Source organism: Rhodococcus sp. 4CII, from assembly GCF_014256275.1.
GTDB lineage: Bacteria > Actinomycetota > Actinomycetes > Mycobacteriales > Mycobacteriaceae > Rhodococcus_F > Rhodococcus_F wratislaviensis_A.
This window is the reverse complement of the sequence record NZ_JACCFE010000002.1, coordinates 5,575,377-5,589,712: the sequence shown is the minus strand read 5'-3', so window position 1 is coordinate 5,589,712 and position 14,336 is coordinate 5,575,377. Positions and strand designations below refer to the sequence as shown.

At 68.7% G+C, this 14,336-nt stretch carries 16 protein-coding genes; 2 read left to right on the top strand and 14 right to left on the bottom strand.

Going from position 1 to position 14,336, the window contains the following annotated elements; all coding sequences use genetic code 11:
- Positions 1-69: 69 nt before the first annotated feature.
- The 4 genes from hemC to H0B43_RS26580 form a co-directional block, all read right to left on the bottom strand.
- Positions 70-1,035 carry a hydroxymethylbilane synthase gene (gene hemC, locus H0B43_RS26595; protein ID WP_185725200.1) on the bottom strand — a complete coding sequence of 322 codons (966 nt, stop codon included), beginning with the start codon at positions 1,033-1,035 and terminating at the stop codon, positions 70-72.
- Positions 1,032-2,471, bottom strand: coding sequence for a glutamyl-tRNA reductase (locus tag H0B43_RS26590; protein WP_185725201.1), 1,440 nt, complete (start codon positions 2,469-2,471; stop codon positions 1,032-1,034). Before H0B43_RS26590 ends, hemC begins: the two co-directional genes overlap by 4 nt.
- Positions 2,468-3,322, bottom strand: coding sequence for a redox-sensing transcriptional repressor Rex (locus tag H0B43_RS26585; RefSeq protein WP_185725202.1), 855 nt, complete (start codon positions 3,320-3,322; stop codon positions 2,468-2,470). The genes H0B43_RS26590 and H0B43_RS26585 overlap by 4 nt, the downstream gene beginning before the upstream one ends.
- A gap of 140 nt (positions 3,323-3,462) precedes the next feature.
- Positions 3,463-3,723: a glutaredoxin family protein gene (locus H0B43_RS26580; protein WP_185725203.1), complete on the bottom strand. Its 261-nt coding sequence runs from the start codon at positions 3,721-3,723 to the stop codon at positions 3,463-3,465.
- 179 nt (positions 3,724-3,902) lie between these two features.
- Between H0B43_RS26580 and H0B43_RS26575 the strand changes: the two genes are divergently transcribed.
- A complete protein-coding gene (locus H0B43_RS26575) occupies positions 3,903-4,889 on the top strand; it encodes an HAD family phosphatase (RefSeq protein ID WP_185725204.1) in 987 nt (328 codons plus the stop codon).
- 49 nt (positions 4,890-4,938) lie between these two features.
- Here the strand turns inward: H0B43_RS26575 and H0B43_RS26570 are convergent, their stop codons facing one another.
- The 10 genes from H0B43_RS26570 to H0B43_RS26525 all read right to left on the bottom strand — a co-directional run bounded on the left by H0B43_RS26570 (position 4,939) and on the right by H0B43_RS26525 (position 13,444).
- The gene (locus tag H0B43_RS26570) at positions 4,939-5,958 is read right to left on the bottom strand and encodes a lysophospholipid acyltransferase family protein (RefSeq protein ID WP_185725205.1); all 1,020 of its coding nucleotides are present in this window, start codon (positions 5,956-5,958) and stop codon (positions 4,939-4,941) included.
- On the bottom strand, positions 5,955-6,998 hold the full coding sequence (locus tag H0B43_RS26565) for an NAD-dependent epimerase/dehydratase family protein (protein ID WP_397517443.1): 1,044 nt from the start codon (positions 6,996-6,998) through the stop codon (positions 5,955-5,957). Before H0B43_RS26565 ends, H0B43_RS26570 begins: the two co-directional genes overlap by 4 nt.
- A 200-nt stretch (positions 6,999-7,198) precedes the next feature.
- Positions 7,199-7,300 carry a 30S ribosomal protein bS22 gene (locus tag H0B43_RS26560; protein ID WP_003402602.1) on the bottom strand — a complete coding sequence of 34 codons (102 nt, stop codon included), beginning with the start codon at positions 7,298-7,300 and terminating at the stop codon, positions 7,199-7,201.
- A 220-nt stretch (positions 7,301-7,520) separates the two neighbouring features.
- Complete coding sequence (locus tag H0B43_RS26555) at positions 7,521-7,757, bottom strand: helix-turn-helix domain-containing protein (RefSeq protein ID WP_005258384.1); 237 nt, start codon at positions 7,755-7,757, stop codon at positions 7,521-7,523.
- 125 nt (positions 7,758-7,882) lie between these two features.
- A complete protein-coding gene (gene proC / locus H0B43_RS26550; RefSeq protein ID WP_185725207.1) occupies positions 7,883-8,698 on the bottom strand; it encodes a pyrroline-5-carboxylate reductase in 816 nt (271 codons plus the stop codon).
- A gap of 36 nt (positions 8,699-8,734) precedes the next feature.
- Positions 8,735-9,577 carry a thioesterase family protein gene (locus H0B43_RS26545; RefSeq protein WP_185725208.1) on the bottom strand — a complete coding sequence of 281 codons (843 nt, stop codon included), beginning with the start codon at positions 9,575-9,577 and terminating at the stop codon, positions 8,735-8,737.
- A complete protein-coding gene (locus tag H0B43_RS26540) occupies positions 9,574-10,215 on the bottom strand; it encodes a MerR family transcriptional regulator (protein ID WP_185725209.1) in 642 nt (213 codons plus the stop codon). The genes H0B43_RS26545 and H0B43_RS26540 overlap by 4 nt, the downstream gene beginning before the upstream one ends.
- A gap of 91 nt (positions 10,216-10,306) precedes the next feature.
- Positions 10,307-11,248 (bottom strand): sugar phosphate isomerase/epimerase, encoded by a 942-nt coding sequence (locus H0B43_RS26535; protein WP_185725210.1) that lies wholly within the window; start codon positions 11,246-11,248, stop codon positions 10,307-10,309.
- A 7-nt stretch (positions 11,249-11,255) separates the two neighbouring features.
- Complete coding sequence (locus H0B43_RS26530) at positions 11,256-12,494, bottom strand: hypothetical protein (protein WP_185725211.1); 1,239 nt, start codon at positions 12,492-12,494, stop codon at positions 11,256-11,258.
- Complete coding sequence (locus H0B43_RS26525) at positions 12,491-13,444, bottom strand: Ppx/GppA phosphatase family protein (protein ID WP_185725212.1); 954 nt, start codon at positions 13,442-13,444, stop codon at positions 12,491-12,493. The genes H0B43_RS26530 and H0B43_RS26525 overlap by 4 nt, the downstream gene beginning before the upstream one ends.
- Positions 13,445-13,510: 66 nt before the next feature.
- On the opposite strand from H0B43_RS26525, the gene H0B43_RS26520 reads away from it, so the two are divergent.
- Positions 13,511-14,296: a hypothetical protein gene (locus tag H0B43_RS26520; protein WP_185725213.1), complete on the top strand. Its 786-nt coding sequence runs from the start codon at positions 13,511-13,513 to the stop codon at positions 14,294-14,296.
- Positions 14,297-14,336 lie beyond the last annotated feature (40 nt).

Here is a 14,336-nt window from a genome sequence, read left to right as displayed (position 1 = left end):
TTCTCCAGTGCGATCATGTGTCGAGATGGGTACGGGAAGCGGATCGGCCGATCAGTCGGCCTTCGCACATCAAACATCGGCATCACCGGCCTCGGTGACATTCATCAGCTCCCGCGCACCGAGCTCGAGAAGCTCCCGCGCGACGGAGCGGCCGAGTTCTTCGGCGTTCTCCGGGGAGCCCACGGCCCCCGTGCGTATGACGTCGGAACCGTCGATGGCCGCGGCGCAGCCTCGGACGGATAGTTCGTCGAAGATGCGGCCGTCGTCGTCGAGCGATTCGACGACCTCGGCGATGGCGCCGACGGGCGCGGTGCAACCGGCCTCGAGCTCGGCGAGCAGCGCGCGTTCCGCCGTGACGGCGGCGCGACTGTTCGCGTCGTCGAGCTCGGACAGGATCGCGACGAGCGCGGTGTTCGCCGACAGGCATTCGACGGCGAGCGCGCCCTGCGCGGGTGCGGGCAGCATCTGGACCGGTTCGATCGACTCGGTGATCAGGTCCAGGCGGCCGATCCGGGCCAGCCCGGCCCGCGCGAGGATGACGGCGTCGAGTTCGCCGGACTCGACCTTGCCGAGCCGGCGCTGCAGGTTGCCACGCAGCGGCTGGATGTCGAGGCCGAGACCCAGCGCCCGGAGCTGCGACGTGCGTCGCGGTGCGGACGTGCCCACCTTCGAACCGGCGGGCAGCTCACCGAGCACCAGTCCGTCGCGGGCGACGAGCGCGTCGCGCGGGTCCTCCCGCGGCGGGATGGCGGCGATCGTGAACCGCTCGTCGCGGGCGGTCGGCAGGTCCTTGTAGGAGTGGACGGCCACGTCGACGCGGCCGTCGGCGAGCGCTTCGCGCAGTTCGGCGGTGAAGACCCCGACCCCGATCTTCTCCACCGATTCCATGGACTGGTCGCCCTTGGTCTTGATGATGACGAGTTCGGCGTCGTGCCCGGCCGAGATCAGTGCGTCGCGCACCGTGCCGGCCTGGGTGGTCGCGAGTTCGCTCCCCCGGGTTCCGATCCGCAGAGTACGGGTGCCTACGGCGCTCATGCCTGCGATTCCTTCCCGTGGTTGTCGTCGGTGACGAAGCGGCGCAGGCGCGGGTCCTGGCCGGCGATGAACCCGTCCGTGATGTCGATGGCACCGAGGTCGGTGGTGGTTCCGAGGTCCATGGGCTTCGCGACGGCCTCGACGGCTCCGGGGCTCAGTTCGAACAGTTCGCGCAGGGCGGCGGCGTAGGAGTCGCCGCCGGGCGCGGACGCGAGCTGTTTCACCCGGACGGTGGGCGCGTGGAGGAGTTTGTCGACCACCCGCCGCACGGTGCGGGCCACCTCGTCGCGCTCGGGATCGTCGAGTCCCGGCAGACGGGAATCGAGTCGCATCAGTTCCGCCTCGACCACGTCGGCGGCGCGCTGGCGCAGTGCCGTGACCGTCGGCGTGACCTCGGCGAGCCGCTGGCCTGCCAGGTAGTTGGCGAGTTCGGCGGCGACGATGGTCCGGGCGGCGTCGGCGTCGGATGCGGCCGCGCCGGCGGCGGGGTCGCGCTGCAGCGACTCCATGTCGAGGACGGTGACCCCGGGCAGACCCGACACGGCGGGCTCCACGTCGCGGGGCAGTCCGAGGTCGCAGATGACGAGCGGTCGTGCGGAGTCGCGGCCGGGCTGTGCCAGCGCGCGGTGGGTGTCCGCGAGCGTGACGACGGCGCCGACCGCGCCGGTACAGGTCACGAGGACGTCCGCCTGCCCCATCGCCGTGGGCAGTTCGCTCAGTTCGAGGGCCTCCGACGCGACGCCGTTGGACCGGGCCGTGTCGGCGAGGTGCTCCGCACGCTCCTTGGTGCGGTTCACGACGATGATGCGACCGATCCCGGCCCGGGTGAGGTGCGCGACCGACAGCCCGCCCATGGATCCGGCGCCGACCACGACGGCAGTGCGTCCGGTGAGCCCGCCCGCCCCGACGATTCCGGCGGCCCGGTCGAGGGCCACGGACACGACGGAGGCGCCCGCGGAGTCGATGCCCGTCTCCGAGTGCACCCGCTTACCGACGCGCAGCGCCTGCTGCGCGAGCTCGTGCAGGGTGCGGCCCGCGGCCTGCTGGGCGTCGGAGGACGCATACGCGGTCCGGATCTGGCCCAGGATCTGCTGCTCGCCGATCACCATCGAGTCGAGACCGCTGGCCACGGCGAACAGGTGCTCGGCGGCGGCCTCGCTGTACCGCACGTACGCGTGCCGGTGCAGGTCCGTGAGGTCGAGTCCGGAGTGGTCGGCAAGCAGTTCGCCGACCTCGGTGAGCGCACCGTGGAACGCATCGACGACGGCGTAGATCTCCACCCGGTTGCAGGTGGAGACGATCATCGCCTCGGAGATGTGCGACGACGCCAGAAGCTTGTCCGTCAACTTCGGGCGATCGGTGTCGGTGACAGCCACCCGCTCGAGCACCGGCACCGGGGCCGTCCTGTGCGAGACCCCGACAAGCAGAACACTCACGGCGCGATCACTGATCCGTTTCTTGGTGCGGTGGACGGGACAGCAGAATGTCCGATGCGCACGCGGGGAGCGGTGGGTACCGATTCCGTGTTGCGTGCGCTGTTGAACGAGAGAACCTGCATTTCGACGGCGAGGTCGACGCGGCGCATCTCGACGTGATCGGGAACGTCGAGCGAGGTCGGTGAGAAGCTGAGGATGCAGCGCAGTCCGGCGCGGACCAGCCGGTCCGCCACCTCCTGCGCCGCCTCGTCCGGCGTCGAGATGACACCGATGGTGGCCTCGAGTTCGGCGCAGGCCCGCTCGAGTTCGTCGACGTGCCGCACGGTGAGGTCGCCCACCGGCGCACCGACCCGGGCCGGGTCGCTGTCGAACAGTCCGACCATGGAGAAGCCGCGGCGGCCGAAGCCGCCGTAGCCGGCGAGGGCCTGGCCGAGGTTCCCGACGCCGACGAGCACCACCTTGTGTCCGCGGTCCAGGCCGAGCGCCCGTTCGATGCGGGCTCGCAGGCGTGTCACGTCGTACCCGACGCCGCGCACGCCGTTGGGTCCGAGGAAGGAGAGGTCCTTGCGGAGCTTCGCGGAGCCGACCCCGGAGGCGGCGGCGAGTTCCTCGCTGGAGACGATGATCGTGCCGCGTTCCGACAGCACTCCGAGGACCCGCAGGTAGGTCGCGAGGCGGGTCACCGTAGCCTGGGGGATGTCCCGCGATTCGGGGAGCGGGGACGCACCGGCGACCGAGGGGGCCGGAGAACCGACCACCGACGGCCCGATCGCGCCCGTGACGCCAGGGGCCACAGACCCATGCGTCTGGTGCGTTTCGGTCACGTCGTTGGCTCCTCGTCCGACCGGCATTCGATGCCGTTCTTCACGATGCTCCGGGGAATTGTTCACACCACGGTAACCGCTTGTGAAGCCATGCACAAAGTCGCTGCGACTGCGCGACATGCGGTCCTACCTGCACGGCATCGGAAGATCCCACTTTTAGGGTTTCCTTACTTGCGTAAATCCGAACGAAGACGCTCTTCGTCGACCTCCCAGTAACTGTGCTCACGTCCGTCGAGCATCACCACCGGCAATCGGTCACCGAATTCGGCCCTCAGTTCGGGGTCCGTGGCCGCCGCTTCGTCGACGTCTATGCACGTCAGTTCCAGCCCGAACTCCTCGCACAGAACCAGCAGCCGCTCGCGGGCCGGCGCGCACGCACCGCACCCCGCCCGCGTGAGGAGCGTCACCTCGTGTCCGTCACTGCTCATGCCTCGTCGCTTCCTTTCACCGTCTCCAGTGGAGTCACTGTGCCGTTTCCGGGTGCGGTGACGCCAATCGCCTCGGAGATGAACGTCACACAGTTCCCCCCGGGCGGCCATCCACCCGCCCCGTCCCGGACTCGGGGGATAGGCTGCTCCCAGAGGCTTCTGCGATACGGGAGGTGCGAGTGCCTGCGCGATCACTACCGAACGGCTCGGGTTTCGGTTCAGGTCTGGCGGGGATAATCCTCCCGGGCCGACGCCAGTTCAGGAATCCGCTGGGACCCAGCGAGGCCGAGGTACGTGCCAATGTCGCGGGCGAGGCGAGCGCCGACGCGGCCCTCGCACTCCACGTCGCAGCCGGCGAGGACATCGCGGTCGAGGAACACGACATTCCCCTCGACCTGACGGCCGCCGCGTTCTTCGACGTCGACAACACGATGGTCCAGGGCGCGTCGATCATCCACTTCGCGCGCGGCCTCGCCGCCCGCAAGTATCTGAAGACGTCCGACCTCGTCGATTTCGCTTGGAAGCAGATCAAATTCCGCGTCACCGGCAAGGAGAGCAGCGACGACGTCGCTTCCGGCCGGGAGAAGGCCCTCTCGTTCGTCGCCGGACGGTCGACGGCCGAACTCGCCCGGCTCGGTGAGGAGATCTACGACGAGGTCATCGCCGACAAGATCTGGCCCGGCACCCGGGCCCTCGCTCAGATGCACCTCGACGCCGGCCAGCAGGTGTGGCTCGTCACCGCCACCCCGGTCGAACTCGCCCAGGTCATCGCGAAGCGCCTCGGCCTCACCGGCGCCCTCGGCACGGTCGCCGAGAGCGAGAACGGACAGTTCACCGGACGTCTGGTCGGCGACATCCTGCACGGCCTCGGCAAGGCCCACGCCGTGCGCGCCCTGGCCGTACGCGAGGGTCTCAACCTCAAGCGCTGCACCGCCTACTCGGACAGCCACAACGACGTGCCCATGTTGTCGCTGGTCGGCACCGCGGTCGCGATCAATCCCGACACGGATCTGCGCGAGCTCGCGAAGAACCGGGGCTGGGAGATCCGCGACTTCCGGACCGGACGCAAGGCCGCCAAGATCGGTGTTCCCACGGCGCTGCTGCTCGGCGCCGCAGGCGGTGCGCTGGCCGCGATCGTCGCCCGCCGCCGCGAACAGGCGGCCTGAGCCGGGCGGTGGTTCGCGCCCCGAGGGCAGGGGTCAGCCGAACACAGGGTCAGCCGAGGAACACGTTCCGGCGCTTCGCCAGGAGCCGGTACAGCGTCTGCTGGATGGTCTCCCGAACGTGGTCGGTGACCTCGAAGAGCTCCATCGGGTCGTCGGCCGCCGAGGCGTCGTACGTGTCGGTGACGATCGGCTTGCCGAATTCGATGTACCACTTCGACGGCAGCGGAACGAGCCCGAGCGGCCCGAAGTGCGGGAACAGCGGAGTCACCGGGAAGTACGGCATCCCCAGCAGCCGGGCGAGCGTCCCCAGTTCGCCGATCTTCGGGTAGATCTCCTCGGATCCGACGATCGAGCACGGAATGATGGGCGCACCGGTGCGCATGGCGGCGGACACGAACCCGCCACGGCCGAAGCGCTGCAGCTTGTAGCGTTCGCTGAACGGTTTGCCGATGCCCTTGAAGCCCTCGGGGAACACGGCCGCCACCTCGCCGTCCTGCAGCAGGCGGACGGCGTCCGGATGGCACGCGAGGGTGTGCCCGGCCTTGCGGGCGACGCCACCTACCAGCGGCATCTCGAACGCCAGGTCTGCGGCCAGCATCCGCAACGGGCGGTGCGCCGGATGATGATCGTGGACGGCGACGGAGGTCATCAGACCGTCGATGGGGAGGACACCGGCGTGGTTGGCGACCACCAGCGCCCCGCCGGTGGTCGGGATGTTCTCGAGACCGCTGACCTCGACGCGGAACCACTTGTCGAACAGCGGCCGCAGGATCGGGAGCCACACGTTCTCGGCGAAGTGCGGGTCGTAGCCGAAGTCGTCGACGTGATAGTCGCCCGACAGCCGACGGCGCACGAATTCGGCGGTGTTGACGATCTGCTCGGCCAGGGCGTGCCGGACGGCGTCGACGGCCGAAGATTCGGTGACTGGCTCGGGTGGGGTGATCACGGCAGGTGGCGGCATCGCGGACGGATGTCGGCTCTCGCTCTGCTCACGCCTCGAACGTCCGATTGCGGCCCCGCGCGCGGTAATCGCACCGTGCAGCGGAATGACCTTCGCCACTTCGTTCACCTCTCCCCTTTCGCCGTGCCGGTAAGAGCGAGTAGTGCGTTTTCTGCTGCGTCGACCCATTCGTTCTTGATGATCGGCTTGACGCCGGCCGCGCGCGCGAAGTCGTCGAGCGCCTGCATCGAGGTCCACCGTGGCTCGAAGGATAGTTCGGTTCGCATGCGGGTGGTGTCGAGTCCGCAACCGAAATGGAAGTACTCGAGTTGTTCGGTGGTGTACGACCGCATCACCGGCCCCATCAATGCGCGACCGAGATTGCGGAACAGCCCGAACGGCATCGGGACCTCGATCCGCCCGGCACGCCGGATGGCCTGCGACATCATGACCACGCCGTCGCCGGCGACGTTGAACGTGCCCGCCGGACCCGACACCGTCGCGCGCTCCAGTGCGGCGAGAGCGTCCTCCTCGTGGAGCACCTGTAGTCGCGCGTCGCGCCCGAGAATCGTCGGCACCACCGGCGAGGTGAGGTACTGCGCGACCGTCGCGTTGAGGCGCGGCCCGACCAGCGGCGCGAGGCGGACGATCGACACGCTGATGTCCGGACGCCGGCGCCCCATTCCGCGCAGATAGCCCTCGATCTCGATGCAGTCCCGCGCATAGGCGCCCGCGGGACGCCGCCTGGCGCTCATCTCCTCGGTGAACTTCGCCGGATCCTTGGCGCTGCAGCCGTAGACCACGGAGGCCGAACGCAGCACCACCTTCCGGACGGTCGGCGCCTTCTGGCAGACGGCGAACAACTGCATCGCGCCGATGACGTTCATGTCCTTCATCGCCGCGCGGCTACCCGATTTCGGCGGGCGCGCCAATGTGGACGCGTGCACGACGGTGTCGACTTCGGCGTTGCGAATGACTTTGCCGATGAGGGGGTTCCGGATGTCTGCGCGCACGAACTCGGCTCGGCCCATGCGCCGCAACATGTCCTTGCTCGGCGACACCGCGTCGACCGCGATGACACGCTCGATGGCCGGATTCTGAGCGAGCCGGGTGACCAGATATCCACCCAAGAATCTGCTTGCCCCAGTGACCAGCACGACGCGCGGCACCGCCGTTCGCGTAGTACTGTCTTCGTCACTCACAACCACTAGAACCCCCGATCACGTAGCGAGTGACGTCAACACTACGTGCAGGAAGGGGATGGCGCTTCGCACAACGACAATTGGTCGCGCGCCCAATTCGGCGGGACCGGAAGCGGAAACGACGAATGCCCGCCACCAGAGGTGACGGGCATCCAGCCGCGACTCTCTTACTTACCGAGTTTCCTGCGCTGCACTCGGGTGCGGCGAAGCAGCTTGCGGTGCTTCTTCTTCGACATGCGCTTGCGTCGCTTCTTGATCACTGAACCCATAGCGGGTGTCCCTCACGTTCTTCTCTAGCGTTCCTGCGCACGCCGGTCACGTACGCCTGCGCCACTCTGGCGCCTGGGCCTCGTTTTAACTAGCTCAGCGCCTTACGACACCAGCTGGCTGGTACGACAGTCGCTAATCGTACCGGTGCGGGTCCGCCCGGGAGAAACCGAGGTCGCACCGCTGCCGGCGCAACCACCGAACCCTCTTCGTGCCGATCGGTCAACCGGCGTCGAAGTACGAGGTTTCGAGGTAGTCGTGCACTGCTTTCGCATGCACTCTGAACGAACGGCCCACCCGGACGGCGGGCAGTTCGCCGCTGTGCACCAACCGATACACAGTCATCTTGGACACTCTCATCAGCGTCGCTACCTCGGCGACGGTGAGAAATTGCGTTCCGGCCAGTGCCGGTTGTCCGTCCGGGGCCGAGCCCTTGGACGGCTTTTTTGCAGACGTCATCAACCACTTACCTCCGGCACGTCTCGCGCCGCCGGCTTCCCCTCCGGCGGAACAGACACGCACGTGCTACTTCGAGCTTAGCGGGACGGATGGGGTTACTGCGACGGGTGTGGGCAATCGAATATTCATTCGGTCGTCGTGCCGAGTTCGGCGGATCGAATTTTCGCCGCCTCCAGCGCATCGAAGAAGGCTGTTCGGAGTCCGTTTCCCTCCAGCTGCCGGATCGCCGCCGCGGTGGTTCCGCCGGGCGAGGTCACCGCGGCACGTAGTTCGGTGGCGCTCTCCCCCGACCGATCGAGCATCGCCGCGGAGCCGACCATGGTCTGCACGACCAGTTCGGATGCGGTCGCGCGGGTCAGCCCGAGCCCCACGCCGGCGTCGATCATGGCCTCGGCGACCAGGAAGAAGTAGGCCGGACCGGAGCCGGAGACGGCGGTGACGGCGTCGATCTGCGCCTCGGGGACCACCACGACCTTGCCGACCGACGACAGGACGCCGCGGACCAGGTCGAGGTGTTCCTTCTTCACGTGCCTGCCGGGAGCGAGCACGCTGACGCCCTCACCGACCAGCATGGGCGTGTTGGGCATGACCCGGACGACCGGGAACCCGGCAGGCAGTCTCGTCTCGTAGAAGGCGGTCGGGATACCCGCGGCGAGCGACACGAGCAGCTGTTCCCGCTCGCCGTCGAGGTCCACCTTGGACACCTCGGTGAGGGCTGCCTCCACGTCACCCGGCTTGACGGCGATCACGATGACGTCGGCGCCCTCGGCGGCATCCGCGGGGGTGGTGACCCGCACCGAGTACGCGGCGGCGAGCTCGTCGGCGCGCGCCGGGTGCTGCTCGGCCACCACGAGATCCTTGACCGCATGACCCGCCTGCATCAGCCCCGAGATGAGTGCCTCGCCGATCTTGCCGCCACCGATTACCGCAATTCTCGTCATGGCGAACAGCCTGCCACGACGCTCTGCGGGGGCTTCCTAGCGGGGGATCATCGCCAGTTGCCGGCTCTGCACGACGATCGCCCCCGTCGAGTCGAGGACGGTGTGGTCCTCCTCGAACCACGTACCGCCGAGCACCGTGCTGCTGGCCATCACCCGCAGCCAGCCGGGCGCCGGCTGCCTGCGCAGGTAGGTGGTCAGCTGGACCGTCGGCGCCCAGCCGAACATGCCCCGGTTCATCGTCACGGGCGCGCTGATGTCACCGGTCATGATCGCGAACAGGGCCGCCGTGTCGGGATCGTTCTCGTCGCCTTCACGCGGCCGCACCCACATGCGCACCTCGGGTTCACCCTGACTGCCGGTGAGGAAGTGCGCCGACGTCCCGTCCACCCGCATGTCGCAGCCCTGTGCCACGTGGACGATCTGCCCCATCGGGTGGTCGGCGGTGAGGACGATCGCGTCGGCGGGCGGTTCGACCGGCAGCCGCGTCAGCGCGTGGTCTCCGCTGTATTGCGGTTCCCCCACGTCGGGGACGCCGAGCGTCACCGAGGCGTGCACGGCCACCCGGTCGCCCTGCCGGAGTTCCACGTCGACGAACGAGACCTGCTTGCCCTGCTTGCGCAGCGTCGTCGACAGCGTCACCGCGCCGGGGTCGGGGGCGGACAGGTAGTTGGCACCGACCGCGAGCGGCTGCACCCGCAACAGTTCGGTTTCGCCGGTCTCGTCGAGAAGGCGCGTGCGGGCCGCGGCCGCGCAGAGCGACATCATCGAACCGCCGTGCACCTTCGGGCCGATCGTCCAGATCGGGTCGATCGACGCCTCGTAGGACCCGTCGCCGACTGCGGTGAGGACGTTGAGATCGTGGAACGGGGTTGGGCTCACTGCGGATCCTGTTCTTCGGAGTTCCGGAGACGCTTCTGTGCGACGTCCTGGTGCGCGAGCCGGCGCATCGCGGCGATCACCGGCTCGTAGATGGCGGTGCCGAGCACCGCGTAGCGGATGGCGTCCTCGGCCGACTCGGTGGGCATGAGTCCGATGTCGATCTCGGCGATCCCCCGCACGTGTCGCCCGTAGGCCTCGAGCCGATCGTCCGTCATCGGGATGCCGGCTTCTTCGAGCCCCTCGAGCGCCCGTTCGAGCTGACCGACCGCGACGTACCGCGGGTCGTACACCTGCCCGAGCCGCTCGAGGACGGCGCGGGCCCGGGGAAACTCGTCGACGTCACCGTCGCCGGCGGCCCCGTCGAGGTACGGCGGCAGTTGCGCGATGGCCTGACCGAGCACCTCGAACAGCGAGCCGTCGGGGTGGTCGACGAGCCTGAGGATCTCGCGGATGCGCGGGATGGGTAGCCCGGCGCCGGCCAGCGCCTTGACGAGGCCCAGGCGCTGGATGTGCTCCTCGCCGTACCGGGCCTGCGTGGCGCTCGTCGCCTCGCCGGGCATGAGCAGCCCTTCGCGCAGGTAGTACTTCACCGTCGCGAGTGGAACGCCGGTCCGGGCGACCAGCTCGGAAACGCGCACTGCCACTCCTTCGGCATCTCGACCACATATTGGATATCCATACTATCCAATATGTGGTCGAGTTTACCGCAGGATGAACACCGCAAATATTTCAGGCGCCGTCGTGATCGCCGTCGGAGTGGCCGCGCGGTGACCCGGACGCGGCGCGGCCCGGTTCGAGGTGCTCCCGGGCGAAGGCCAGCGCCTGCCCGAGCATCGACGACCGTTCCCGCTGCGTCCGAGCGTTCTGAGTGTTGATCTCGATCACCGCCTGCCCGTCGAAGCCGGTGTCGACGAGATGACGGCACAACTGCGCACACGGCTGGGCACCGTGCCCGGGAATGAGGTGTTCGTCCATCGATGCGCCGCGGCCGTCGGCGAGATGGAGATGCGCGAGACCCTCACCCATCCGCTCCGCCAGCTTCATCGCGTCCATCCCGGCCGTGGCCGTGTGCGACAGGTCGAGGGTGTAGTGGGCATGCCCCGAATCGGTGGGGTCGTAGGACGGGCTGAACGCCGACAGCGCCGCCCCGGGTCCACCTCGCCGGCGGAGCCTCTCGGCCGACCGCTCCTTGCTACCGAAGAAACCGTCGGCCCGCATCGGGAACATGTTTTCCACCGCGACGATGACGTCGCTGCGCCGTTCCAGGTCTGCCACCTGATCGGCGAACCCCTCGGCATACCGACGCTGCCACCGGAACGGCGGATGCACCACGACGCTCGTCGCGCCGAGCGACTCGGCGGTCCGGACGGAACGCTCGAGCTTCGCGACCGGGTCGGCACCCCACACCCGCTGCGAGATGAGCAGGCAGGGCGCGTGGATCGCCTGCACCGGGATCGCATATTTGCGTACCAGCCCGGCGACGGCCCCGACGTCCTGGCTGACCGATTCGGCCCACACCATCAGTTCGACGCCGTCGTACCCCAGATCCGCCGCGTACCGGAAGGCCGCCTCGGTGTTCTCCGGGTACACCGAAGCCGTCGACAGGCCCACGAGCACTTTCCGCCCGCGCGGTGCCCGTCGAAGCTGCTCGTGCCCACTGTCCCCGACCATGAGCAACTCAGCCCGACGCGAGCATGAAGGCGAGTGGCCCCAGAGTGACGATCATCCCGACCACGACGGCGATCACGAAACTGGTGATGTCGTCGGTGCGGCGCAGGATGCGGACCATCGCGACCAGGCCCACGATGACGAGCAGCGCCAGGATCAGCGCGACCCAGGGAAAGACGTCCCACAGCTTCTCGAAGCCCTTGAAGAGCAGGGCCCCGGCGATCACGGCGACGACACCCTGACCGATGAGGACGGCCCACTCGCGCGTGGAGTTCTCGGCGCCCTCGCCCTTGCCGGCCTTCTCCGCTTTCGCGGCCTCCGCCTTCTCGGCCTTCGCCGCCTTGCGGGAGCGGCGAGGGCTCTCGGGCGTATCGGTCTCGGGTGCCCCGGTCTCCGCCTTCTCGGTGGCGGCCTCGATGAGGTCCGTCTCCTCGGCCGCGTTCGCCGCATCCTTGTCCCGGGACTGACGCATCAGGTCGCCCGCCAGCGTCGACCCGGACAGCAGTGCCGGCTCCGGCTCGGCCTTGGCGGGAGCGTCGGGCTTCGGCGCCGCCGCGACCTTCGGCGCGCCGTTCGCCGGGGCCGCACTGCCCGCCTTCGCTGGAGCTCCGGACGTCGGTGCCGCTGCGGGCTTCGCCGGGGCCGCAGGCTTCGCCGGGGCCGCAGGCTTCGCCGGGGCCGCGGACTTCACCGGCTCGGCCGGTGCCGGGCTGTCGGCCTTCGGCGCCGGCTTCACGCGAGGAGCGTCGACAGTCGGTGCCGGCTCCGACTTCTTCACGACCGGGGCCGCCACGGTGGCCGCAGGCGTGGACGGGGCGGAATCTGGTGTCGAGGGTCCCGGCCGGGCGGCCCGGCTGACCCAGGTTCCCTGGTGATCACGCGACGTCCCGCCCGACACCACTCCGCGGCCACGGCCGGCGGGGCGACTGGCGATGGGCTCGTCGTCCTCGTCGTCCTCGTCGACCGGCGCCGTGACGGCCGCGGTGCGCTCGTCGGCGCGGGCCGGTCGCGCGGCCGGGGCCGGCTTCTGCGGCGGTTCCGGGGCAGCAGGAGCAAGCTCCGGTTCCGATTCGGGCTCGAGCGCCCGCGACTCGGAGGAGTCGCGAACCACCGGAATCTCACCGGTCAGCTCGGCAACGGAGATTCCACCCTTGACGCCACGACGACGCCGCCCGCCCCGGGACTCCACCTGTTGTCCGTTGCGTTTGAGCAGCTCCGATACGGAGATCTGCTGACTGTCCTCGGTCATCGAGCACCCACCATCAATTCACCGCCCATTTCCGTGTCGAGCTTGCGGAGGATCAAACCCTCGCGCAGAGCCCAGGGGCAGATTTCCAGTTCCTCCACGCCCAGTGCTCTCATGCTGGCCTCCGCAACGAGTGCTCCGGCCACGATCTGCTGCGACCGGTCGGAGCTCACCCCCTCCAATTCTGCACGGTCCGAGGCCGTCATCCGCGAAATGAAAGCTATGAGTTGCCTGAGACCGCTGGCGGTGAGGGTGCGCTTGACCCGCGGGCCTGCGCCGGACGGCGCCGCGCCGGTCAGCCGCGCCAGCGAGCGGAACGTCTTGGACGTGCCGACAGCCCGATCCCACTGCCCCGCGGCGCGCAGCTCCTTGGCCGGGACCGTCAGTTCGGCGTCCAGCCAGTCCCGCAGTACCGACACCCGGCGCTTCCCCGGCGGGTCGGCCTCGAGCCAGTCCCGGGTGAGGCGGCCCGCGCCGAGTTGCAGCGACAGCGCGACGTCCGGGTCCTCGTCGCCGCCCGTCGTCAACTCGAGCGATCCGCCGCCGATGTCGAGGTTGAGGATGCGGCCCGCGCTCCACCCGAACCAGCGGCGCACGGCGAGGAACGTCAGCCGGGCCTCGTCGACGCCGGACAGGACCTCGAGCGTCACCCCGGTCTCGGTGTGCACACGCGCGAGCACGTCGTCGGAGTTGTTGGCGTCGCGCACGGCGGACGTGGCGAAGGCCATGAGTTCCCCGCACCCCGAGGTCCTTGCGATGCTGGCGAAGTCTGCCACCGTCGTGACCAGGCGATCTGCACCCTGGGAGGTGATATCACCTCGGTCGTCGGTGTTCTCCGCCAACCGCAGAGTCGACTTCGTCGAACTCATGGGTGTGGGGTGGCCGCCCCTGTGGGCGTCCACTACGAGCAGATGGACGGTATTGCTTCCGACGTCGAGTACCCCTAGTCGCACATTGACACGGTACTGGGTCTACCGTCGGGCATTGTGACAGCACGTAAAGCAGGGCGTTCACACAAGATGAAGCCCAGCCCTGAAGTACCCCTCGACTTCGCTCGTGAATGGGTCGAGTTTCCCGACCCCGACAACGTCGAGCACATCATCGCCGCGGACATGACGTGGCTGCTCTCCCACTGGACCTGCGTGTTCGGCACCCCCGCCTGCCAGGGCATCATCGCCGACCGCCCGGACGACGGCTGCTGTTCCCACGGCGCGTTCCTCACCGACGAGGAAGATCTGGAGAAGCTGAACGCGTCAGTGAAGATGCTCACATCCGAGGACTGGCAGTTCATGGAGAAGGGTCTCGGCAAGAAGGGGTACATCGAGGAGGACGACCTCGAGGACGAGCCTGCGCTGCGCACCCGCCGCTATCAGGGGGCCTGCATCTTCCTGAATCGTCCCGGTTTCGAGGGTGGTGTCGGGTGCGCGCTGCACTCGATGGCCCTCAAGCGCGGAATCGAACCCCTCGAGGTCAAGCCCGACGTGTGCTGGCAGCTCCCGATCCGCCGCACCCAGGAATGGGTGGAACGGCCGGACGGCGAGCAGATCCTCAAGACCACCATCAGCGAGTACGACCGTCGGGGCTGGGGCGAGGGCGGCGCCGACCTCGACTGGTACTGCTCAGGGTCCCCCGATGCCCACGTGGGCGCCAAGGCTGTCTGGCAGTCGTATGCGCCGGAACTGACCGAGCTGCTCGGCAAGGCCGCGTACGCGGAGTTGGCGAAGCTGTGCAAGCGCCGGGCGGGGCTCGGATTGATCGCCGTACACCCGGCCACCGAGGCCGCTCAGAAGCAGGCTGCTCGGTAACGCCACAGACCCCCCGGTCGATTTCCCATGCACGGCCCGC